Here is a 22,175-nt window from a genome sequence, read left to right as displayed (position 1 = left end):
TGGCGTGTGGCCGACAAGCTGCACACACCAGGCAGTCCGCCAGATCCCTCTACCTGACTGGCAGTTCCAGTCACCATATTGCCTTACGCGCACGCGAATGGACGAACGGCCCAGCTGAGCCGCTTACGTACCTGCTGGACGACACGCCGCAGAACCGCAAGCTGGTGCACCGCTACATCGAGGTGTGGGAGTACCCGGACGGGCGTATCGAGCTGCGGGCCGACGCTCGTGTGCTGCCATACCGCGAGTATGACCGGCTCACCGAGGTGGATCAGGGCGCGGTCATTGAGCACAAGCGGCTGACCCACGCGCTGCAGGTGGCGCAGGCGCTGCAGGCGCAGCGCGATGGCCGGCGGGCCTCGGGCTCGCCCTCACGCACGAACCGCGGCATCGAGGTACGCAGGGCCGAACGTGTTCCGGGCACGAAGAAGTCGCGCGAGTTCACGCAAGCGGACATGGACGCAGCAATCGTGGCCGTGACGCAACGTAAAACGCAAACCATCCAGTCCGGTAAACCAGGCAAGCGGTCTGCAACAGTTCGCTGAACGAACTTAAGTGCCCTGCTGCTTCACACCTGCCCCTTCAACACGCTGGAGGCTTAACACCAGAAAGACAGAAAACCCTTTAAAAACCGGACATTTCTAATGAGCCGGAAACCGGACACTTCTATCTGGCCACGAGATTAGGTGTAGGTCCTAAATAGAAATGTCGTGTTTCTGCTAAATACAGATGTCGTGTTTTTGAGCGCTGGCAAGCTGGCAGACTGCTGCAACCATGGCGAAGCGAGGCCGACCAGCCAGCCCGGCCAGACGTCGCCAGCGCAATGATCTCCGTCGCGCACCCGTGCGTCATTGCTGTCGCACGACAGGCGCCCGCCGCACGCACGCTCGCACCCTTGATGAAAACACTTGTTGGCGTCGATCCGCGCGCTGCGTTCTGGCTCCCGCCAATTGGGGGCCTGCACCAGCTTGTGCGCATCGAAATTCATCTTAGGCGCAAAGTCGCTGTGTCAACGAGTCGGAAACGCCTGTTTTCGTTGTGGCCATCGACGATTGCCACTTTGCAGCAGATTGATCTGAACATTGGCGCGTCAAAACCGTCGGTACACGCCGGGGGGGCGGCCAGGCGGCCGGGAAAGGAAGAGCGCATCGAAGCGCGCAGGGCGTGCGCGCGATCGATCGTCAGTGTTGAGTGGGTTGGATTGGCCCTGTCGTCGGCACAGGCGTCAAACCGCGAGAGATGGTTCGCATGCCTACACACATGTCCCAGGAAAATCGCTTAAGACACCTTGTGGATCCAGCCGAATGGGTCAGCAATTTTGCCGCGCTGAATACCGGTGAGCGTAGTGCGAATTCGTTGTGTGACAGGTCCTTCGCCACCATCGCCGATCTTGAATTCGCCCGCCGCGTGACGAACTTCTCCGATGGCCGTCACAACCGCCGCCGTACCACAGGCGAAGGCCTCCTTGACGCGACCGCTGATCGCATCGGCTTGCCACGATGCAAATGCATAAGGCTCTTCGGAGACTGTGATGCCTTCCTGTCTGGCCAGCTCAATAATGGAAGCACGCGTAATACCGGGCAAGATGGTGCCCGACAGCGGAGGGGTACGCAGGGAGCCGTCGTCCATCACGAAGAACACGTTCATGCCGCCCAGTTCTTCGATCCATTTGTGTTCCGCAGCGTCGAGGAACACGACCTGGTCGCAGCCTTTCGCTGCCGCCTCGGTTTGCGCAATCAGGCTGGCGGCATAATTTCCGCCGCACTTGGCCGCGCCTGTTCCACCTGGTGCCGCTCGGGTGTATTGGTCGGACACCCAAACAGTGACCGCTGTCTTACCCGCCTTGAAATACGGCCCAACGGGCGAAGCGATAACACAGAACAGATACTCGTTGGCGGCGCGCACCCCGAGAAAACTCTCCGTTGCAAACATGAAAGGCCGAAGGTACAAACTGCCATCGCCGCCAGGAACCCAGTCCCGATCGATCTTCACGAGCGCATCCACTGCGCCGGCAAAGAGTGTTTCGGGGAGTTCCGCCATGGACATGCGCGCTGCCGACGCGCGAAACCGCCTGGCATTCTCGTAAGGCCTGAAAAGCGAGATCGAGCCGTCGTCGCCGCGATAGGCTTTCATGCCCTCAAAAATCTCCTGCGCGTAGTGCAGGACAGCACAGGCGGGGTCAATCTGAAACGGCCGGCGCGGCTCAACTTTCGCACCGTGCCAGCCAAGGGTATTGGTCCATCGGACAGTCGCCATGTGATCGGTGAACACGCGACCGAATACCGGGTTGGCAATGCTCGCGGTGATCTCATCGCGTGGGGTAGGTGTCGTGCTGGGCGAAATAGCAAACTGGACAGTTGTTTCAGTATTCATGGTTTCTTCGAGCAATGACGAAAATAACGCGGTCGCAGGGTTCCTGCAGTCCGGCGGTCTGTGACGTGAAAGCCTTGGTCGCTGACCGTTATCGATGCGCGCTACCGGAATTCACGCCCTCGCCCGGACGTGCCAGGGCAAGCAGCGCGACATCGGAAACGATGGCCTCACGATCGGCGAGAGCCTTGAAGCGCGCGAACGCTGCATTCAATTCTGCATCGCTGTCCATCATGACGCCAAGCTCACGCAGGCGCTGTTTGAAGGCGGTTCGACCAGAAAGCTTCCCGAGCACGATCCTGTTTGCGCTCCAGCCTACGTCTTCCGCCCGCATGATTTCGTACGTATCGCGCGCTTTGAGCACACCGTCCTGGTGGATGCCGGACGCATGAGCGAATGCGTTAGCGCCAACGACCGCCTTGTTGGGCTGCACTGCAAATCCAGTAATCTCCGAGACCAGCTGTGAAGCGGCGACGATCTGGCTCGTATCGACGCGCACGTCGAGGTCGAAATGATCTCTCCGGGTCTTGACTGCCATGACGACTTCCTCGAGCGCCGTATTCCCTGCCCGTTCGCCCAGTCCGTTGATCGTGCACTCGATCTGCCTTGCGCCGCCCGATTTGACCGCGGCTAGCGAGTTCGCCACGGCGAGGCCAAGATCATCGTGACAGTGCACCGAAAAAACCGCCCGGTCCGAATTTGGAATGCGCTCGCGCAGTTCGCGGATCAGCGCTGCATAACCGTCTGGCATGGCATAGCCAACGGTATCGGGTACGTTGATCGTAGTCGCGCCTTCGGCAATCACACCCTCCAGCACCCGGCAGAGAAAGTCCATGTCTGAGCGACTAGCGTCTTCTGGCGAGAACTCGACGTCATCGGTGAAACTGCGCGCCTGACGCACGGCGCGACGCGCCTGCTCGTACACCTGGTCGGGCGACATACGGAGCTTTTTCTCCATGTGCAGCGGCGATGTCGCGAGAAAGGTATGGATGCGAAAACGACTGGCTGGCTGCAGCGCTTCGGCCGCACGTGAAATATCACGCTCGTTCGCGCGTGCGAGAGAACAGATAATGCTGTCTTTCACTTCGCTTGCGATTGCGCGCACTGCCTGGAAATCGCCCTCGGAGCTCGCTGCGAAGCCCGCTTCGATCACGTCGACCCGCATACGCTCGAGTTGCCTCGCAATGCGGAGTTTTTCTTCTTTTGTCATCGACGCACCCGGCGACTGCTCTCCATCCCGCAAGGTGGTATCGAAAATGATGAGTTGTTCTGCCATGCCAGTCTCCTGTAGCGATCGGCAACTGCATCGATGAGGGAATGGGGGGTAACCTTTCCCGCTTGCCGGAACGCTGGATCACAGCGCCCGACCGTTCGCGATTATAGCCAACGATATTTCAGGTGAACCTGGGGTCAACCCGCGACTTTGAGGATCCAGTCGCACGGCCAACGTGCAAGGCAACACAACGCTCACCGGTCCCGCGCAGCGCTTGCCCGCTTGCGGATCATCTCGAGAAACCACTCGCGCGGCAATGTCACACGTGCAGCCAAAACAGTACTCGACTAACGAAAGCGCTCATGCTCGTGCAGGCCAAACGCCACCAGCGACTGGGTGTCTGGGCCGTCGAAGAATTGGAACGGACCGTCGCGATGTCCACCGTAACGCCATCCGCGGATGATCAACCGGTGCGGGTGTTCGTCGCTCCAGCCCATGGCCAGCTTCAGCGCGGTCTCATAGAACACCGTGCGCGCGGCCCGCTACCAGCGTGGCTGCTGCCAGCCTGGTTGCTGCCATGGCGGCTGCTGCCAGGTTGGCTGACGGGCACCGTGTATGTCGCCTGCCACCGCACCCGCAGCGCCGCCGATGAGCGCACCTGTCCACGCGTTGCCACCGGCGATCGCCGCGATGCCCGCGCCCGCACCGGCGCCAAGCGCCGCACCGCTCACGGCGCCCTGCTCGCGCGGGGTCATATTCGTGCAACCTGTCATGGCAATGAGCCCGACGATGCTTGCGATCCATCCCAGTCGTTTCATGATCTTCGCCCTCATTGACTCTTGTTCTGGCCCGGTACGACCATCTGGAACCAAAGGGTCTCGATCACCGGATGCTGGATCATTGTGGGGTTCGCCGTGTAGTAGCTGTCCAGACCCTGGCGTACGCTGTCGAGCGTCTGGCCCTGCATGCCTTTGCCGAAGCGTTGCGCGATATCGTTGCTGTTTACCGTATTGCCGGCATAGGCATAGGCACGCTCAATATCCAGCAGATTCGCAATGCCGACGAGATAGGCTTTCTTCTCCGCATCCGTTGACGCCATCCATTGCTGTCCGGTGACGATGGGAATGCCTTGCGCTCGCGCGACACTCCCCATCATTGCCAGCGACAGGAATATTAGAGACAACAGCGTTTTCCAACGTGGTCTGATTGCCATCACATGCTCCATGGAAGTCATGTTCCCCGGCCGGCCGCCGATGAACGGCGCCGGCGTGATCGGGCTGAGCGAACTACCAGCTATGAACCTGAGTCGGCTTTCGGCCATTCCGCAGCATTGCCGTGAAGCTTGATGAAAGAGTACTCGCGATCCTCGCGCTGCGCTTCGTACGGTGTCGTAGACATCGAACCCGGTCACATCAAGTCGTTGCGCATCCCGCGTTACGCGCGATTCAGCGAGGATGTGCGTTTTCAATGCCGGGTGCATATCAGGTTCGACCGCCGGCAACCCGATCGGCATGACTCAATCGACAGAAAAGATGTATGTGTACGTTGAGGCAGATGCGCCGTCACGGTTTGCTCGAGCGGGTGGCGCGTGACGGTACGTCCGATGCATTGGGCAGCGTGCCCAGGGAACGCTCGTCGGCGAACTGACGATAAGACTCCGGTTGCAGGAGCGCCCACACGAATTGCAGAGCGGCTCCCGCCGCAAAGACCGCGGCGCCGGCGAGCAGCAAGCGGGAAGTTTTCATGTTGATCACCTCCGCAGTGCGCGAAATATTTCACAGCCCCGAACAGGACGCGCGCGAACCGGCTTTTACGATGCAGTCGCCGCATGCGGACCACCAAAATGCTTTGCTTTCGGTAGCAGCATGCGGATGCATGCGAGGCGTACCATTCTTCCCATTAAAAGTACACCTAACGGATACGCCCGCCCCTTCTTGTCCGGTTTATCCTGGTGCAGCCTTTTTATCAGGGGAGCGGAATGCTTAGAGCCGCGCACCGCCCGTCGCGTCGATCACCTGCCCCGTCGTCCAGCGTGCCTCATTCGACGCGAGGAAGGTGACGACGTCAGCCACATCGACAGGTTGACCCACTCGCGAGAACACCGACATGGCCTCTGCGCCGGCACGTGCCTCCGGTACCTTGATCCACGCCGCATTCATGTCGGTCTCCGTCACGCCCGGCATGACCGCATTCACCGTGATACCACGAGGACCGAACTCGGGGGCAAGCGCCAGCGTCAGCGTTTCAATGGCACCTTTCGACGCGGCATAAGCGGGATGCGTTGGAGCCGCGACACGCGTAAAACCCGTCGAAACGTTGATAATTCGTCCATTGTCGCGGATGTGATCTGCAATAGCCTGAATCAGGAAGAACGGTGCCTTGAAGTTGATCGTCAGGACCTCGTCGAATACTGATTCACTCGTCTGAGACAGGGGGATGGCCGGTGCCACGCCAGCGTTGTTGACGAGAATGTCTAGCCGGGGTTCGCCTATGGCGCCGATCGCGGCTGCCTTGAACTGATCCCAGATACTGTCCGTTGCTTCCTTCCCGCGATTCAGGTCCGCTTCGATAGCGACCGCTTTCGATCCGAGCGCTTCGATTTCACGGATGGTGGCGTTCGCCGCATCCCGATTGGTGCCGTAGTGCACGCCGATGAGCGCAGCCCCTTCTCTCGCAAATGCCAGCGCGACAGCACGCCCGATGCCACGCGAGCCTCCCGTAATAAGGGCCACCTTGTTTGAAAGTTTTGCAGACATCGACCACTCCTTCCTGACTGAATTAGTAGTGATCGCTATAATATTAACGTCGAAACATGCTTGTCAACGATTTTTATAGGACTCGATATAAAAATGAGCGAACCCGCCCGGAAACGCGGCAGGCCGAGGTTGCTGGACCGCGACGTGGGACTCGACGTCGCCGCCCGGCTGTTCTGGGAGCATGGATACGAGGGTACCTCGATCGCCGATCTGACCGAGGCCATGGGTATCCCGCCGCCATCCCTCTACGCAACATACGGCTCCAAGGAAGACCTTTACAGACAGGCGCTCGACCATATCAGCGAGCGTGAAAACAAAGCGGCGCTGGAAGCGCTAGGTGGAAAGATGCCGGCCCACGATGCAATAGCGTTCTACCTGCACGATGCGGCGACGCGCTTTACCGCCGCGGGAAGGCCGCGCGGCTGCATGGTTTCGACTGCTGTTCTCCAACACGCCGAAAAGTGCGAGTCTGTCGCCCAGACGGTCGCCGCAAGGCGGGAATTCGGGCTGCAGACCATCAAGGCGCGCTTCGACCGTGCCGTCGCTGAGGGCGAGCTTGCCCCCGATACCGACACCGATGCGCTCGCACGCTTTTATGGCGCAGTGGTGCAAGGCATGTCGGCGCAAGCGTGTGACGGGGCATGCAGGGAAGCTTTGCAGCGGCTGGCTGATATTGCGTTGTCGGCGTGGCCATCGCCCTCAGTTCATCGCCAGAAGCCGGTTTCGTGAGCGAACCGGTTATCACCAAACAGGACACGGCGGTAACTATGGGATTCGGCCACCCGGAGGCGGGCGACATCGCGACACCGGTGGCGCTCTGTTGCTCCGGCGAAACCAGGTCGTCTCACAGACTACCAAATCGACAGGCGCTCGTCAGCGAGATCCAGCGCAGTTATTGGTGTGCCAGTCGTGATCTCCTTGCCGTCTTCCCACGCTCGACCCGGAGGATTGCCGGTAGCAACACATTATTCTTCGCGGCCGTCACTTCTGCGAGAATCGATATCGCAATTTCGGGCGGCGTGCGGCTGCCGATATAGACCCCGGCCGGACCGCGCAACCGTGCGAGTTCTGCGTCCCTCAGATCGAACTCTTTAAGCCGCTCCCGCCGAGCAGCATTATTGCGCCGCGAGCCTAGCGCGCCGACATAGAACGCGGGTGTCTTCAGCGCTTCCATCAGCGCAAGATCGTCCAGTTTAGGATCGTGCGTGAGTGTAATGAGTGCACTGCGTTCGTCGAGTCTCATATCCAGGACCGTATCGTCGGGCATGGTGCGCACGAGTTTCGTGCCGGGTACATCCCATGTGTACACGTACTCCTCGCGCGGGTCGCACACCACCACCTGATAATCGAGCCCTGTCGCGACCTGGCACAAGTAGCGCGATAGCTGTCCCGCGCCAATCACGAGCATACGGTAGCGTGGCCCGTGAATCGTCGTCAAACGCGTCTCGTTGAAGTACACACCGTCAGTCGTCCTCGCTGGCCCGAGTGTGGCTGCACCCGTTGACATGTCTAGCGTGCGCGCCACCAGTTCGCCGCGACTGAGCGCTTCGTGCAAGGCCTGAATGCCGCTTTGCCGCGTAATCGGCTCGAGCACGAGTTGCATCGTACCTCCGCAAGGCAGCCCAAAACGGCGTGCCTCCTCGGCGCTAATGCCATATTCGACCACTTCCGGGGTCCTTTGCGCGACGCCGTGCCGACGCACCTGGTCGATGAGGTCATCTTCGATGCAGCCGCCCGAAATCGAGCCCACCACGTGACCGTCGGCGCGCAGGACCAGCATCGCCCCCTCCGGGCGAGGTGACGAACCCCACGTTTTCACAACCGTCACAAGCAGCATCCGATGACCTGCATCGAGCCAGCGCATCGTTGTTTCCAGCACCTCGAAATCAACACTGTTCATGCTCATGTTCCTTCAGTACCTGCTCAAGCACCGTCACGCACGCGCCCCTACTGACTGCCGAACGGCTCTTTGACCGTCAGCCGGTTGGTCACGGACGTCACGCCCGCAACGCTTTTCGTGATCTCCGTCGCCTCGCCAATCTGGGAGGCGTCCGCCACGGTCCCGTCGAGCGTCACCGAGCCACGCTTCACGACCACGCTGATGTCGCCGGCGTTGATCTCCTTGTGCTTCGCGATCGCCGCGTAGACCTTGCGGCGCAGTGCAAAATTATCCTTTCGATTGCTCTTCGCGCCCATGTCCCCGGACGCTTCGGCCACTGTGCCCTTTGACGCGCTGCGCGCTTCGCTCTCGCCGGCCTGCGCCCAGACGTGAATGGATGCTGATCCGACCAGTATTCCAACAGCGATCTTGAGTGCCCTGCTTGTCTTCATCGAATGCTCCAGTGCGCGGGGTGAGATCAGAAGACGTGGCGAATGCCGATCATCGCCGCGGTGCTTGAGGTACCCTCGGGAACCGGCGCGGCATAGGCGATTGTCTGGCTCATCCTGCCGCGGTTATTGACGTGGCCAATCTGTATGTAGGTGATGGTTGTCCTGGACAAGCTGTATTCGGCACCCACCGCGTACAAATCCGATTGATTGGCTGAAACGTTGCGATCCTTCAGGTAATAGAAGCCCGAGGTAACCTTGAGAAAAGGAGTGAACTTGTAGCCGAGTCCCCCGGAAATCATCTCGAAGTCGTCTTGACCACTTTTCGCTGGATTCCTGCCGATGCTGTATGACGTCGACACCGACAGGTCGTGGAACGTATACATCGCGCCGACATAGTAAAAGCGGTTGTTATCGAGCCCGGTGGGCGGCGCCGTGACGATCGTGCCGGCCGCTGTCGTCGTGAACGGATTGCTGTCGTGGCCGTTGTAGTAGGCAGCCGAAAGATTCAGACCGTAGTTCGAATACCTGAGCACTGCCGATTCGCGCGTGCCCCCCTGGAATTGACCGGCGACGCCACCCGGCGCGTATTCGAGTCCCAGCGATAGACCGTGAAATTTCGGCGACTGGTAAACAATCGCGTTAGAGTCGTACAACGCACCGATCGCTCCGTTTGTACTGGTGCCCTGCCAGCCTGCAGCCTGATTCATGCCAAGCCATGCGGTGAGGATACTGCCGAAGAATTGCGCGCCACGTACGTCGGTGTCGGCCATCGCAAATATCATCGGCACGAACTGACGGCCCGCATCGATCGAGCCGAAAGGACCGGAGATGCCTATCGTCGCTTGCTGGTTGAAGATTGCGCTGACGCCCGGTGTGTCGGACAGTCCGAACTTCCCGTTGGTACTGGTGAATGCTCCCTGGAGCCTGAAGTTGACCTTGTAACCACCGCCAATGTCTTCAACGCCCTTGAGCCCCCAGAAACTGGTGAAAATACCCGCGTCCTTGAGTGCGTACACGTGCCCGAGATTCACTTTCGACTGGAAATTCGGCGCATTCGCGCTTTGATACAGCAATCCCGTATCGACGGCGCCATACAGCGTCACCGACGATTGCGCGTGTGCCGCGACCGTCCACGCAGAGAGCGTCGAGGCGACGATCACATTCATTTTCATGCTGTCTCCAATGTCATATTTTTTGGCGGATGCGTGCCGCGCTGCGAACTTCCGCGTCGTCCTTTCAGGCAGTTTCCGGCCCGAAAAATACCGCGGCCAATCCCATTCCGAATACGGTGGCGAGAGTGATTCCCACCACACGGAATCCCAGATGCGCCGATGCAAGCGACACGAGCAACGGTCCAAGCGCGGTAAAGAGACGTGCCATATTCCAGGCGAAGCCTTGTCCTGTGGCGCGAACATGGAGTGGAAAAAGCTCAGTCAGGTACAGAGCGACGATGCCAAATCCGCCCATTGCGAAAAACCCGAATCCAAGCATCGCGAAGTAAAACGTCCCCAGTGTTTTCGCCCCTCCAAAAAGGGCAACGACTGCAATCCAGGCGCCGGCACAAAACACCGCGTAGACGATCCGTCTGGAAACACGCGGTATCAGACTGACGAGGAGCAGAATCGAGGCATATCCAAGTGCCGCACCGGCATTGGTCGCCATGAAAGCGATGCCCGTCTGTCGCGTGAATTCCGCGTTGCCGGCGAATGGGAAGAACTCTCTCAGCAAGGTGGGAAAGAGGATGGATGCCCCCCAGCCACCGATCATCATTGCCGAGGCAATGAGCGTTCCGACCAGGGTTCGACGGCGCAACGGGCTGCCAAATATCTCCGATATCGAGCCCATTTTTGGACCTGCGTGACGCATTGCGGCCGCACGTGACTGCTCCCAACGCGCCGATTCCGGTGTGATGAAACGCAGGCCAAGGCTTGCGAGTGCCGGTGCCGCCCCCACGCCAAGCACCCAACGCCATCCAGCGCCGGAAAGCAGGATCGCAAGCGCGGAGGCGGCAACCAGCCCTGCCACATTGGCAACCTGCATCACCTGAACGGCCTTCGCCCTGTGCTTTTCCGGCCAGGTCTCCACGACGAGCGCGGCCCCGGCGGCCCACTCCCCTCCGATTCCGAAGCCCGCCAGCATCTGAAACACGAGCAGCTGATACCAGTCTCGCGCGAAGGCACCGGCTGCCGTGAATACCGAGTAAATCAGCATCGTGCCGAGCATCACTCGAGCTCGTCCGAACCGGTCTGCCACGATACCGAACAGAATGCCACCGATGCCCCAGCAAAGCAGCTTCGCGCCGACAATGAGCCCGCCAATCCGCATGACGCTGCCTTGTGAGGCCCCGAGCAGGTCGTGAAGGGCCGGAACCATGATCATGGTGAACAGGTAGAGATCCATCGCATCGAACATCCACCCCACAAACGCGGACGCAAGCACGATCCACGCGGCCTTGCCCACGACAGAAGCGCCGACATTGCTCCCATGTTCTGTCGACTCAAAAGGAGTCGATTTCGTTTCCATCTTCCCATCTCCTGCTTTGCACAACTTATGATTGGAAAAGCACTTCCCGACACTTCGATGGCATCGCATATCGGGCATGACAAGGCTCAGTAGAAGCGGCTGCCGTTTGCCACGACCTGACCAGACTGAACAAAAACCTCAACCAGGAAAACTATGACGAACGCGGCCTGGCAAACCACTGCCTGCACTTCGAAACCAGCGTTTTCCACAGCAAGCCGAGCACGGAAATCTCGTTCGTCGAGCCCGCAGCGTTGTCACGGCGTGTTGCCGCCACAGGTTCTCTTTCTCCAGTGGCTGTCGAAGCGAACGCGTCTGTGTCGACCCGGGGCACCCTTGCTTCAGTCTGCCGGTCCGCAAGTTTCTCCAGCAAATTAGCCGCGAATTGACGGACCATCTGTTCCGATACGGCGTTGATGATTCCAACCCCGCGGCCGTATTGCGCCACCTGCCCCGCCATCTGCACACTGGTGCGAACGTCGACCTGGGTGCCGGCGGCGTCACTGAGGCGAGATAGAGAAAACGTGGTCACCGTATTGGCCGATCCGCGGTTCCTGGTCTCCTGCCATATGGCCTCAACGGTCGCCGTATACGCGTCGCCCAACGGGGCGCTCAAGGTGACCAGGCCGGAGAACTCCATCGCGATTGGACCCAGCCTGACGCGAATCAACCCCTTGTACGAGTCCTGGCCGAGTGTGTCCGTGAGCGTCGCACCGGGAAAGCAGGACACCACCAGCGGTACGTCGAGTAGTGCGTTCCAGGCACTCTCGATCGTCGAGTCGACCGAAAAGCGATTTACGATTTCCATACTTCTCCACCTTCATCCGTGTATTGCTCAAACTGGCCCAATAACACCTCCGCGTACGCATCGGGCGCGTCGACACATGCAAGGTGCGCGGCAGCGCGCAGCGTTCGTTCCTCCGCGCCCCGGATTCCTTGCGTCAACCGCGCCGATACGGCTCTGGGTACACTCCCGTCGAGTTCGGCGTTGAGCACGAGCGTCGGGACTTCGATGTCGCACAGCAGACTGGACACATCGTCCGTGGCAATGGCGTGCAATATTTCCAGGTAATCGGTAGAAGCGATGGCCGCAATCTGCTGGGCAAGTCGCTCCCGCTTCGGATACGCCGTGTTTCTGTGGAGGGTCTGCTCCACGTACATGCGCGCAAAGAGATGCATTGGCAGCTTTTTCAACATCCCTTCGGTTGCTGCGAGCCGCCTGGCTACGGCCGGTCCTGAAACGCTTGCGTAAGCGCTCGACAAGACCATGACAGCCACGCGTCGACCCAACTTCGCGGCAACGCGGATTGCAGTGAGTCCCCCCATCGAGATGCCCACCAGGCCAAAACGGTCGAGACCAATGGCCCCCGTCACCGCGACGACGTCGCCGGCAACCGCGTCTGCATTCCACGCGCTTCGCTTCGTCGAGTCGCCGTGACCTCGGGCATCTATCGCCACGACTCGATATTTCGCGGTGAGTGCGGGCAGGATGTCGTCCCACAGCGCGCTCGATGTACCGAGACTATGGAGCAAAACGACCGCGGGCCCGTTGCCGATGTCGATATAGGCAATGCGCTCGCCGTCGACGCTCAGAAACCGCTTGTCGTGGGACGGCACGAACGGCGCTGTCGCCTCGAGGCGAGCCGCGATCGAGTCCGCCAGAACATCGGCGGCAAGCGCGGCGAGCGTTGGCGTATGCGGACCGGCCGATTCCCGCAAGAAGGTCTTGACTCCGCGTAACGCCTGCGGCGCCCGGCTGTTCATGAACGCGATGAACTCGTCCTGCGCGTTGTCCAGTTCCCAGGGAGCGACGACTGCACCGATCAGCCCATACTCCAGAGCGGTCGTCGCGTCGATGGGCAGGCCCGTCAAAACCAGGCGCGAAATTGCTTTGACATGAACCCGCGCGATGAGCACGGACATCAGCAGTGCAGGAGCAAACTGCTTCTCCAGTTCGTTGGCTTCGAACTGGCTACGCACGTCGGCGACTGCATAATCGCTCGCTGCAACGATTGCGCAACCCAAACCCGAAGCAAGCCCTTTGACGAAACAGGCAACCGGTACCGCACTCGAACGGATGGCCTCGTAGAGCGCGAGAATAGGCGCCGCCCCCCGTTCCTTGATTGCGGGGCGTGGATCTTCCATTGGGGCAAGTGCCGGCGGCGGCGATGCGGCCCGGCCTGTGCAGAAGTTCTCGCCCTCCCCGGACAACACGATTGCCACGGTGCTCTCGGGAGGGTCGCCGATCACCTCGGTGAGCGCTCGCAACATGGCGTCATCCAGCTCGTTCCTGCCGTCAGCGCTGTTCAGGGCAATATGCAGAACATGCCCCTTCATCTTCAGCAGAAGATTTTCATGCATTCCGGTCTCCACATTCATCGCGATTTCACGCCGGGTGATGGCATGCCCGGTACGAACTGCCGAACAACCCCCTGGTTCTGAAGTGTCCTCAGTTCGTCGATATCGAGGCCGATGTACTCGCCAAGCACGGCGTTCGTATGCTCCCCCAGATGGGGTGGGTAACTCGCACCGGCAGGACCCGAAGTATCGAGCTTGATTGGATTGCCGGGCACGCGCACATGAGATCCCGCTCGGCTGCGAAGCTCGACGAGCATGTCTCTGTGCGCGACTTGCGAGGCGTTCAGTGCCTTATCCACTGTCTTGACCAGAGCGGCCGGAATCGAGGCCGAATTCAGCAGATCGAGCCAACTCTGCGCGGGTTCGGACCGGAAGCGCGCCTCCAGTGATTCCCATAGCGCCACCTTGTTTGCGAGGCGTTCGGCCGGATCCTTGAATCTCGGGTCGTGGACGAGGTGTGGCAAACCGACTGCCTTGCACAGGTCGGCCCACATACGTTCGGTGTTGGCGGTCACGACCAGTGAAACGCCGTCGCCACATTCGAACGAGCGGTATGTCGGTATCGAATCGTGGCCTCGTCCCTGTGGTTCCGGCACTTCGCCCGACAGCAGGTAATAGGCACCTTGATAACAAAGCATGGCGATTTGCGCATCGAGCATCGACACATCGACGAACCGTCCTTCGCCGGTAGTCTGGCGCTCGACCAGCGCAGCGAGTATGCCCATCACGCCATACATGCCGGCCGCAAGGTCGCCGATCGGAATACCAGCGCGAACGGGTGCCTGCCCGGGCTCTCCAGTCAGACTCATGCCCCCCGACATCGCCTGCACGATCATGTCGTAAGCGGGAAGATCCCTGTCCGGGCCGGTCTGTCCGAAGCCGCTGATACTGCAATAGACGAGCCGCGGATTGTGCGCGCGAAGCGCCGCTTGACCGAGCCCGAGGCGCTCCATCACACCGGGGCGATTGTTTTCTACGAGGACATCGGATTGCGCCGCCAGCTCCCGAACGAGTTCCGCTCCCCTCGCGGTCTTGAGGTCGATGACGACACTCTTCTTGTTGCGATTGACCGCGAGATAGTAGGCGCTGTCTCCCTCTACGAAATGGGGAGGCACGCCGCGTGAAAGTTCACCCGCCGGCGGCTCGATCTTGATGATCTCGGCGCCGAGGTCACCGAGGATCTGCGTTCCGAAAGGGCCCGACAGGAACTGCGTGAGGTCCAGAACCCTTACACCGCTCAGCGGACCAGTTTTTCCAGAGTCCATATCGTTATCCTGCAAGTTCTTCGTTCGAGGTGTGTGAGAGGGCGACGTCGCTGTAGGCGCCGGCGGCATGCAGACGTTCAAAGATCATTTCAGGCAGCACGGGGGTTTCGTCAAAACGGATAGACCAACGGCTCAGCGCATCCTCGATGGCACTGACGATCGCCGCGGATGCAGGAATCGTCCCGCCCTCCCCTGCGCCTTTGACGCCAAGCGGGTTGTTCGGCGAGGGCGAAACGAGATGCGCCATCGCGATGCGGGATGGCATGTCGAGAGCTGTCGGCAGCAGAAACTCGGCGAAATTCGTCGCAAGCGGCTGGGCATTCTCGTCGTACGCATGGCGCTCGAGTAGCGTGTTGCCGATCCCATGGGAAATCGCGCCAATCACTTGCCCCTCGACGAGCATCGGATTGATCACATTCCCGCAATCGTGCGCAACGCCATAACGCAAGACCTTTACGTAGCCCGTCCCGAGATCCACCTCGACTTCCGCGAACGCCGTTCCGTTGGCGTAGACGCTGGCTTTCGGGGAGAAGTAATGCGTGACGGTCATGCCTGCATCCAGCCCCTCAGGAAGCGTGAACCCAGGTATCCCATAGGACATCTGAGCGATTTTCCCGAGCGGCAACGCCCTTTCCGGCTGACCTCGCGCGCATACGACTCCGCGCGCGATCTCGAGCTGATCCAGCGGAACACGAAGGGCGTTCGCAGCCAGCGCCCTGATTTTTCCGGCGAGCTTGCCGCATGCGATGTGAACGGCATTTCCGGCGTTGACGGTGATCCGGCTCGCGAATGTCCCGACGCCCATTGCAAGCTTGCCCGTATCGCCGACGACGACCGTGATGGCATCCATCTCGACACCGAGCTGATCGGCCGCTATCTGGGCAAAGATGGTTTTCATGCCTTGTCCCTGCGCGCCGGCGCCACCGACGTCCAGGTGGATGCGTCCGTCGTTTTGCAACGTGACTTCCGCTCCTTCATAAGGACCGAGACCGCAACCTTCGACGTAGTTGGCAAAGCCGATCCCGAGATACCGTTGCTGCGCACGCGCGTGCTCCTGGCGGGCGCGGAACGCGTCCAGACCGGCAAGCTCGACCGCCTTTTCCTGGGTCTCCGGATAGTCTCCGGAGTCATACACCATCTGCGAACCGTCACGGAATATCAGGCCGGTTTTGTACGGCAGCTGTTCCGGCTGCACGAAATTGCGGCGTCGAATTTCCAGACGGGTGAGGCTGAGCTGGTCGGCTGCCGCATCGAGCATCCGCTCCATCGCGAATACCGCTTTGGGCCGCCCCGCGCCGCGCACCGGCGTGGTCGGCACCATGTTCGTGCACGCGACTTTCAGCTTCACGTCGAATGCGGGGACGACATACGGACCCAGCGACGAGGTCACCGCGATGATCGGCACGACAATGCCCCAAGGCACGTACGCACCGTTATCGTGGACCACGGAACCGCGCACGCCGAGGATCTTTCCGTCCTGGTCGAGCGCCATCTCGAGATCCCACAATTGATCGCGCTCCTGGGTAATGCACAGGAAGTGCTCGCGCCGATCTTCGGTCCACTTGACCGGCACACCCAGGCGGAGTGCCGCGGAGGCCACGACGAACTCTTCCGGATAGGCGATACCCTTGGGACCGAACGCCCCTCCGACGTCCGGCATGATGACCCGGATCTTCGCTTCATCGTAGCGGAGCGCTTGCGCGAGAAGACGTCTTTCGAGGTGCGGCGCCTGGCCTGAATTCCAGACGGTCAGATCGCCGGTGCCGCCATCGAGCCGCGCGAGGGTCGCGCGGCACTCCATCGGGTGCGCAGTTCCGCGATGATGGAATATCTCGCGCTTGACCACGTGTGCTGCGCTCGCAAAGGCCGAGTCGACTTCGCCGAAAGCAAACGGCATGTCGAGCAGGAGGTTTGTCGGAACGTCGCTGTGAGCCCGTGGCGCATCCGGGTCGAATATCTTCCTGATGTCGCCGGCAACAGGCAGTACCTCGTAGTCGATCTGCACCAGGTTAGCGGCGTCTTCCGCGATGTACCGGCTTTCGGCAAGGACAACAGCAACCGCCTCGCCGACGTAGCACACCTCGTCCGCAGCCAGCGGCGACCACATGCGCGGCTCATCGAGCATGTGCGTGGGCGCCAGGACAGGCAACGGCCCCCGCAGCGCTTCATCCAGGTCGGCGAATGTCCAGACATGCTGCACGCCCGGTACGGCCTTTGCTGCTTGCGTATCGATGTGCCTGATGCGGGCGTGCGCGTGCGACGAGCGCACGAAACAGCAATGCAACGTTCCAGCAAGTTGGATATCGTCGACGAATTGCCCCTCGCCTTTGAGCAGCGCGGGGTCTTCCGTGCGCTTGACGGGTTTGCCGACATATCGCGCGCCCACGGCCGACTCCGAAGGGGCATCGCCGCTCTTCGAGTGTGCGGTAACCGGTCCGAAAGCGGGATCGGGCTCGCCGCGCATTCGCGCTGCAGCGAGCAGCGCCGCTTCGACTATGGCCTGGTAGCCCGTGCAGCGGCAGATATTCCCGCTGATCGCATCACGCACTTGCGCCTCGGACGGGTCGGGGTTGGCCCGCAGAAACTCCGTGAGCGTGGTCAACATGCCCGGAGTGCAGTATCCGCACTGCAACGCGTGGCGATCCTGAAACGCCTGCTGCAGGATGCCGAGCGAGCCGTCGGAATTCGCCAGCCCCTCTACGGTGGTGACCTTCCGCCCGTCGACCTGGCCACAGAGCTGAAGGCATGAGCGCATGGAACGTCCATCCACCAGTACCGTGCATGCCCCGCAAACACCATGCTCACAGCCATAATGCGTGCCTGTCTTGCCAAGCTGGTGACGAAGAAAATCGCCGAGCGTCACTCTGGGGTCGATGTCGCAGGTCACCGCCTGTCCGTTCAGTTCGAAGGCAATCCTTGCCTGATCTACGAATTCGATTCTCTGATCCATGATTCCCTCAGCTTGCGTTCAATGCGCGAGCGAACGCGCGCCCAAGCGCACGCTCGGTCACGGTGCACGCGAGGCGTTGCCGATAGACCGCACTGGCACTCGTGTCGCCAAGCGCATCGATCCGGCTCGCTCTGCCGGCGGCTACCTTTGCGAGACCGGCGCTGGGCTGCTGTCCCTGGAGGACGTCGTCGAGTTGCAGACGGCAAGGTTTGCTGCCCATGCCGCACAGGACCACATCTGCACGGCTGATAGCGCGACTGGCGTCGACGGACACCATGGCCGCGGCGCCGACGATTGCGAAGTCCCCGTGCCTGCGCGCGAATTCCTCGAACGCATAGCCGTGCGGCTCGCTCCAGATGCGCAGGCGAATTTGCGTCACCATTTCGTCCGCTTCGATCGAAGTCGTCATGAAGCCGCACGCGAACTCATGAAACGGGATGCGCCGCTCTCCGCGGGGTCCCACGGCGACGATGGTCGCATTGAAGATTTCGGCGAGTGCGGGCTGCTCCGAGGCCGGGTCGAGGTTGCAAACGCTTCCGACAAACGTGCCCCGATTTCGCGTCTGAATATGACCGACCAATCGATACGCCTCGACCATCAGCGGCGCGTATCGATGAATCAAGGGAGACTGCTCGATATCCCGCTGGCGAACCAGTGCGCCGATGCAGACCTCGCCGCCTTCCAACGCTATCCCGTCGAGTCCGGGTATCGCGTTCACGTCGATCAGATGGTCCACATACGCGTAGCGCATGGCCAGCATCGGCATCAGCGTCTGCCCGCCAGCGACGATGCGTGCGTTGTCCAGCGTGGCAAGCAGCTCGACGGCGCGCGCCACGCTTTCCGGGCGGTGCCAGGTAAAGGGTGCTGATTTCACTTCTCACCTTCCAAGAATGTGTATCGCGCAGGCACCGTGATCGAAGCCGTAGGTGCCTCCGCCGGTGATGTGCGCCAGCCCGATCCGCGGACCGCGCGGCTTGTCTTTCGCGACCTGGCGTGCGCCGCAGCGGCCCTGCAACTGCCGGGTTATTTCGACGATCTGCGCGATGCCCGACGCGCCGAGCGGATGGCCCCTGCAGAGCAGACCGCCGGAAGGGTTGAACGGAATCCGCCCGTTCAGCGACGTTTGACCTTCCCTGATCAAACCCGCCCCTTCTCCGTGGCGGGCAAAACCCAGTGCCTCGTAGTACAGCAATTCGGCGATGGTGAAGGCGTCGTGACACTCGACGAGATCGATGTCGGAAGGGCCGATGCCGCAGGATTCGTAGGTTTCGTTCGCACAACGCATCGTGACCTCGGGAGTCGTCATATCCCTGCCTCCCTGCAGGTAACGGCCCGACGTCAGATGCGACGCAAGAATCTTCACGGCGCCTTGCCGATTCGCAATGGGAAAGTCGGAGGCCGCAAGCACTACCGCCGATGCGCCATCGCCCAGCGGGCAGCACTGATGCAACGTCAGCGGCGAGGCTACCTGCCGACTAGCGAGCACTTCATCCACCGAGATGGTGCTGCGGATCTGTGCATAGGCGTTGAGCGCGCCATTCGCCCTGGCCTTGACCGCGATCTGCGCGAGATCGCGAGGCGACAAATCGAATTCGTGCATGTATCGCTGTGCGCGCATTGCATATAGCGCCGGCATCGTCAATCCGTTCGCCGCCTCGACATCCTCATCGCCCAGGTCAAGTGGGCCGCCGCCGAGACGGGTCAATTGCTCCGCTCCGACCACGACGGCACAATCCACCGCCCCCGCGGCAATTGCGAGCCAGGCATGCCGGAATGCGCTCGCCGACGACGAGCAGGCATTTTCGAAATTCGCCGCTTCGATGCCGGTCAGCCCCGTCTCCCGTGCGATACGTTGGGCAGCCAATGGACCACCGGATACCGTTCCGCAATAAATAGCGCCGATGCGCGGCCGATCGATTCCGGCTTCGTCAAGTGCCTCGATGACCGCTGGCGCGGCGAGCTGTGGAAGACTGACTTCCGGGAAGCGCCCAAAGCGAACCATGCCTGTGCCGACGACGCTCACGCTCCTCAAACCGTTCGTCGCGCTCATGAACCTGCCTGCCGGGAACCTTCGCCGGGTGCGGCAAAGAAATAGATGAACTGGCTTGCTCGTTTGTTTGCTGGTTTCACCCGCAATTCGAGTGGCTGCCCCGTCTGGACGGCGCCAACTTCCATTTCGATGCGCCCGAAGACCCTCAGGCCGTCACTAAAGTCCACATAGCCGACGATATAGGGCGTGTCGACGCCCCTGGGTCCCATATGCACCACGCTATGGCAGTAGAGGGTGCCGATCGCCGGCAACGGCAACGCAACGAAGTCACGACCGCCGCAGTGCGGGCACACGGTGAGTACCGGATAGATCGGCGCTTCACAAGCGGAGCACTTCGCTCCGAGTAAAGACCAGCCCTTCCCGCCTCTCACCACCGAGGCGGTGCCTAATCGTCTGAAACCGTTCACGCTGGCTCCCATTTCTGTTCGAGTTCGATGGTGTAGTGTGTATTACACTATAGTAGTCAACGGCAACTAGAAAGGTAGGGAAAACCCGGCACGGCCGCTGCGGCCGATGCCGAAAGACCGCCCGCAGTCTCGCTTGCTGGCGATTTTTGCCAACGGGGGGCAGAATGCCTTCCAGACCGATAGTTTTGGAGCTGGTGAGTGGAAATAGCGAAGACAGGAAGGAAGAAGCCCATCTCGCGGGGAGAGGCTTCCTCGACGGACGGCGTACAGGGATATCAGCAGCGCGTTAGCAGGGAAAAGCGTGCGCTGATCCTGGAGGTTGCAATCGCAACGTTCCTGGAAAGCGGATATGACGCGGCCACGATGGATTCCATTGGCGATCGCGCGACAGTGTCATACGCGACCCTGTACAAACATTTTCCCAGCAAGGAAACGCTGTTCGTCGAAGCGGTGGACCATTTGATCCATCAGCTATTCTCGAGCTGGAAAGATCATGTCGTGCCGAACGACGTCGAACCGGGTCTGCGCGAAATTGGACGCGCATTCTGCGAGCTCGTTTCGGATGCGCGTTTGATTTCCGCAATGCGCCTGATCATTGGGCAAGTGCGAAACTTTCCCGCCGTGGGCGCCCGCTTTCAACTTGCGAAGCATTTATTCAGCGATATTACGGACGCCTGGTTGCAAAGGCGCGTTGACGAAGGCGAGCTGCGCGTTGCCGACGTGCAGCTTGCACGCGCGGAGTTCATTGGCATGCTGGGCGAGACCGTTTTTTATCCTCGCCTGATGCAAACAGATTACGCCCTGTCCGGCGCTCAGGTAGAACGCATCGTCGAGAGCGCCGTTTGCACTTTCCTGGCGCGATATCGAGTGCAATGAATCGCATCGCAGCGATGCCGCTGCGTCCCTCGCGCTGCGGGGTCTACCAGACAACGATTGCAGCCGCGACTGCGACGAGACCGACATGAGCGATTCCAATGACATTCGCTTCCTGCTGACCATCCAGGAAGCCGGCAGCCTCGTTGCAGCAGCGAGAAAGCTTGGGCTTTCGCCACCAGCGGTCACGCAGCGGTTGCAGCAGATCGAAAGAAAGCTCGATATCCGCCTCGTCGACCGCAGCGCTCGCCGCCTACGGTTCACGGAAGAGGGAATGCTGCTGTGTCAACGCGGCGCGCACCTGGTGACACAGTTCGACACGCTGTTCGAGGATTTGCGCGCCCGCCGCGGTGGGCTCGTCGGCACCGTGAGGGTTCGCGCGCCGTTAGGTTTCGGGCGGCGCTATCTCGCTTCCGTCGTGTCCGGCTTCCAGCAAGGCAACCCCGACGTCGACATCGAGTTGACGCTCACCGATCAACCATTGACCGAGTCCGCCGACCGCTTTGACATCGTGGTTCACATCGGCGAGCTGCCTGCGTCCAACATGATCGGCTATGCGATTGCGCCGAATGCACGCTTCGTGTGTGCATCCCCCGCGTTTCTGAAGCGCTTTCCGAGCCCGGAAACCCCCGACGATCTGGCCCAACTGCCATGTATCGTGCTGCGAGAGAACAACGAAGACGCGTCGCTCTGGCAGTTCCGCAAGGGCCGTACGGCGCGCAGCATCCGCGTGTCGTCGAAGTTGACCTGCAACGATGGCGAGGTGATACGCCAATGGGCGTGCGAGGGCCGCGGCATCATTCTGCGCTCGGAATGGGACGTTGCCGGCGATATCGCGAAGGGAAACCTCGTGCGGCTGCTCCCTGCATGGAAGGCGCACGACGCCGATGTGATCGCACTCACCAACAATCGCGCCGGCTTGCCCGCCCGCACCCGGCAATTCATGCAATATCTGCAGGCGCAGTTTCGGCCACAGCCGCCGTGGCGAAGCTAGCCTTCACCTCGGAAGACATTCATTCTTTCTGAATGATTGATTTCGTGGGACTGAATTCCCGGCGCCTCATCGAACTCTATACTTGATG

Annotated in this window: 21 protein-coding genes and 2 pseudogenes; 4 read left to right on the top strand and 19 right to left on the bottom strand. The window is 60.7% G+C overall.

Going from position 1 to position 22,175, the window contains the following annotated elements:
* Window positions 1–545, top strand: a pseudogene (locus AB4Y42_RS35925) (hypothetical protein); the annotation flags it as partial.
* 137 nt (window positions 546–682) lie between these two features.
* On the opposite strand, the gene AB4Y42_RS35920 reads toward AB4Y42_RS35925, so the two are convergent.
* The 8 genes and pseudogenes from AB4Y42_RS35920 to AB4Y42_RS35885 all read right to left on the bottom strand — a co-directional run bounded on the left by AB4Y42_RS35920 (window position 683) and on the right by AB4Y42_RS35885 (window position 6,339).
* On the bottom strand, window positions 683–988 hold the full coding sequence (locus tag AB4Y42_RS35920) for a hypothetical protein (protein WP_368696840.1): 306 nt from the start codon (window positions 986–988) through the stop codon (window positions 683–685).
* Window positions 989–1,278: 290 nt separating this feature from the next.
* A complete protein-coding gene (locus AB4Y42_RS35915; RefSeq protein WP_368696839.1) occupies window positions 1,279–2,373 on the bottom strand; it encodes a branched-chain amino acid aminotransferase in 1,095 nt (364 codons plus the stop codon).
* 133 nt (window positions 2,374–2,506) lie between these two features.
* Window positions 2,507–3,646: pseudogene (locus AB4Y42_RS35910) on the bottom strand (2-isopropylmalate synthase); the annotation flags it as partial.
* 284 nt (window positions 3,647–3,930) lie between these two features.
* Window positions 3,931–4,110 (bottom strand): hypothetical protein, encoded by a 180-nt coding sequence (locus AB4Y42_RS35905; protein WP_368696838.1) that lies wholly within the window; start codon window positions 4,108–4,110, stop codon window positions 3,931–3,933.
* Window positions 4,111–4,125: 15 nt separating this feature from the next.
* Window positions 4,126–4,401: a hypothetical protein gene (locus AB4Y42_RS35900; RefSeq protein WP_342923770.1), complete on the bottom strand. Its 276-nt coding sequence runs from the start codon at window positions 4,399–4,401 to the stop codon at window positions 4,126–4,128.
* A gap of 11 nt (window positions 4,402–4,412) precedes the next feature.
* Window positions 4,413–5,096, bottom strand: a complete 684-nt coding sequence (locus tag AB4Y42_RS35895; RefSeq protein WP_368696837.1) for a hypothetical protein — start codon at window positions 5,094–5,096, stop codon at window positions 4,413–4,415.
* Between the two features lie 49 nt (window positions 5,097–5,145).
* On the bottom strand, window positions 5,146–5,328 hold the full coding sequence (locus AB4Y42_RS35890) for a hypothetical protein (RefSeq protein WP_368696836.1): 183 nt from the start codon (window positions 5,326–5,328) through the stop codon (window positions 5,146–5,148).
* 237 nt (window positions 5,329–5,565) lie between these two features.
* Window positions 5,566–6,339 (bottom strand): SDR family oxidoreductase, encoded by a 774-nt coding sequence (locus AB4Y42_RS35885; protein WP_368692224.1) that lies wholly within the window; start codon window positions 6,337–6,339, stop codon window positions 5,566–5,568.
* 93 nt (window positions 6,340–6,432) lie between these two features.
* Here AB4Y42_RS35885 and AB4Y42_RS35880 point away from each other — a divergent pair, with 93 nt between their 5' ends.
* Entirely contained in the window at window positions 6,433–7,068 is a 636-nt protein-coding gene (locus AB4Y42_RS35880) for a TetR/AcrR family transcriptional regulator (protein ID WP_368696835.1), read from the top strand.
* Window positions 7,069–7,231: 163 nt separating this feature from the next.
* Here the strand turns inward: AB4Y42_RS35880 and AB4Y42_RS35875 are convergent, their stop codons facing one another.
* The 11 genes from AB4Y42_RS35875 to AB4Y42_RS35825 all read right to left on the bottom strand — a co-directional run bounded on the left by AB4Y42_RS35875 (window position 7,232) and on the right by AB4Y42_RS35825 (window position 20,220).
* On the bottom strand, window positions 7,232–8,239 hold the full coding sequence (locus AB4Y42_RS35875; protein ID WP_368692226.1) for an XdhC family protein: 1,008 nt from the start codon (window positions 8,237–8,239) through the stop codon (window positions 7,232–7,234).
* 47 nt (window positions 8,240–8,286) lie between these two features.
* Complete coding sequence (locus tag AB4Y42_RS35870) at window positions 8,287–8,670, bottom strand: BON domain-containing protein (RefSeq protein ID WP_368692227.1); 384 nt, start codon at window positions 8,668–8,670, stop codon at window positions 8,287–8,289.
* A 26-nt stretch (window positions 8,671–8,696) separates the two neighbouring features.
* A complete protein-coding gene (locus AB4Y42_RS35865) occupies window positions 8,697–9,842 on the bottom strand; it encodes a porin (protein ID WP_368696834.1) in 1,146 nt (381 codons plus the stop codon).
* Window positions 9,843–9,906: 64 nt separating this feature from the next.
* The gene (locus AB4Y42_RS35860) at window positions 9,907–11,193 is read right to left on the bottom strand and encodes an MFS transporter (RefSeq protein WP_368696833.1); all 1,287 of its coding nucleotides are present in this window, start codon (window positions 11,191–11,193) and stop codon (window positions 9,907–9,909) included.
* Window positions 11,194–11,344: 151 nt separating this feature from the next.
* The gene (locus tag AB4Y42_RS35855; protein WP_368692230.1) at window positions 11,345–11,998 is read right to left on the bottom strand and encodes an SRPBCC family protein; all 654 of its coding nucleotides are present in this window, start codon (window positions 11,996–11,998) and stop codon (window positions 11,345–11,347) included.
* Window positions 11,986–13,551 carry an alpha/beta fold hydrolase gene (locus tag AB4Y42_RS35850; protein WP_368696832.1) on the bottom strand — a complete coding sequence of 522 codons (1,566 nt, stop codon included), beginning with the start codon at window positions 13,549–13,551 and terminating at the stop codon, window positions 11,986–11,988. The genes AB4Y42_RS35855 and AB4Y42_RS35850 overlap by 13 nt, the downstream gene beginning before the upstream one ends.
* A gap of 14 nt (window positions 13,552–13,565) precedes the next feature.
* Window positions 13,566–14,813, bottom strand: coding sequence for a CaiB/BaiF CoA transferase family protein (locus AB4Y42_RS35845; protein ID WP_368696831.1), 1,248 nt, complete (start codon window positions 14,811–14,813; stop codon window positions 13,566–13,568).
* Window positions 14,814–14,817: 4 nt separating this feature from the next.
* Window positions 14,818–17,763 carry a molybdopterin cofactor-binding domain-containing protein gene (locus tag AB4Y42_RS35840; protein WP_368696830.1) on the bottom strand — a complete coding sequence of 982 codons (2,946 nt, stop codon included), beginning with the start codon at window positions 17,761–17,763 and terminating at the stop codon, window positions 14,818–14,820.
* A gap of 7 nt (window positions 17,764–17,770) precedes the next feature.
* Window positions 17,771–18,637, bottom strand: a complete 867-nt coding sequence (locus tag AB4Y42_RS35835; protein WP_368696829.1) for a xanthine dehydrogenase family protein subunit M — start codon at window positions 18,635–18,637, stop codon at window positions 17,771–17,773.
* A 3-nt stretch (window positions 18,638–18,640) separates the two neighbouring features.
* Complete coding sequence (locus AB4Y42_RS35830; RefSeq protein ID WP_368696828.1) at window positions 18,641–19,813, bottom strand: thiolase family protein; 1,173 nt, start codon at window positions 19,811–19,813, stop codon at window positions 18,641–18,643.
* Window positions 19,810–20,220 carry a Zn-ribbon domain-containing OB-fold protein gene (locus AB4Y42_RS35825; RefSeq protein ID WP_368692236.1) on the bottom strand — a complete coding sequence of 137 codons (411 nt, stop codon included), beginning with the start codon at window positions 20,218–20,220 and terminating at the stop codon, window positions 19,810–19,812. The genes AB4Y42_RS35830 and AB4Y42_RS35825 overlap by 4 nt, the downstream gene beginning before the upstream one ends.
* A gap of 198 nt (window positions 20,221–20,418) precedes the next feature.
* Here AB4Y42_RS35825 and AB4Y42_RS35820 point away from each other — a divergent pair, with 198 nt between their 5' ends.
* Window positions 20,419–21,096, top strand: a complete 678-nt coding sequence (locus AB4Y42_RS35820; protein WP_368696827.1) for a TetR/AcrR family transcriptional regulator — start codon at window positions 20,419–20,421, stop codon at window positions 21,094–21,096.
* 85 nt (window positions 21,097–21,181) lie between these two features.
* Complete coding sequence (locus tag AB4Y42_RS35815; RefSeq protein ID WP_368696826.1) at window positions 21,182–22,087, top strand: LysR family transcriptional regulator; 906 nt, start codon at window positions 21,182–21,184, stop codon at window positions 22,085–22,087.
* Window positions 22,088–22,175 lie beyond the last annotated feature (88 nt).

It is taken from the genome of Paraburkholderia sp. EG286B (assembly GCF_040965655.1).
GTDB lineage: Bacteria > Pseudomonadota > Gammaproteobacteria > Burkholderiales > Burkholderiaceae > Paraburkholderia.
This window is presented reverse-complemented; position numbering and strand designations above follow the sequence as displayed.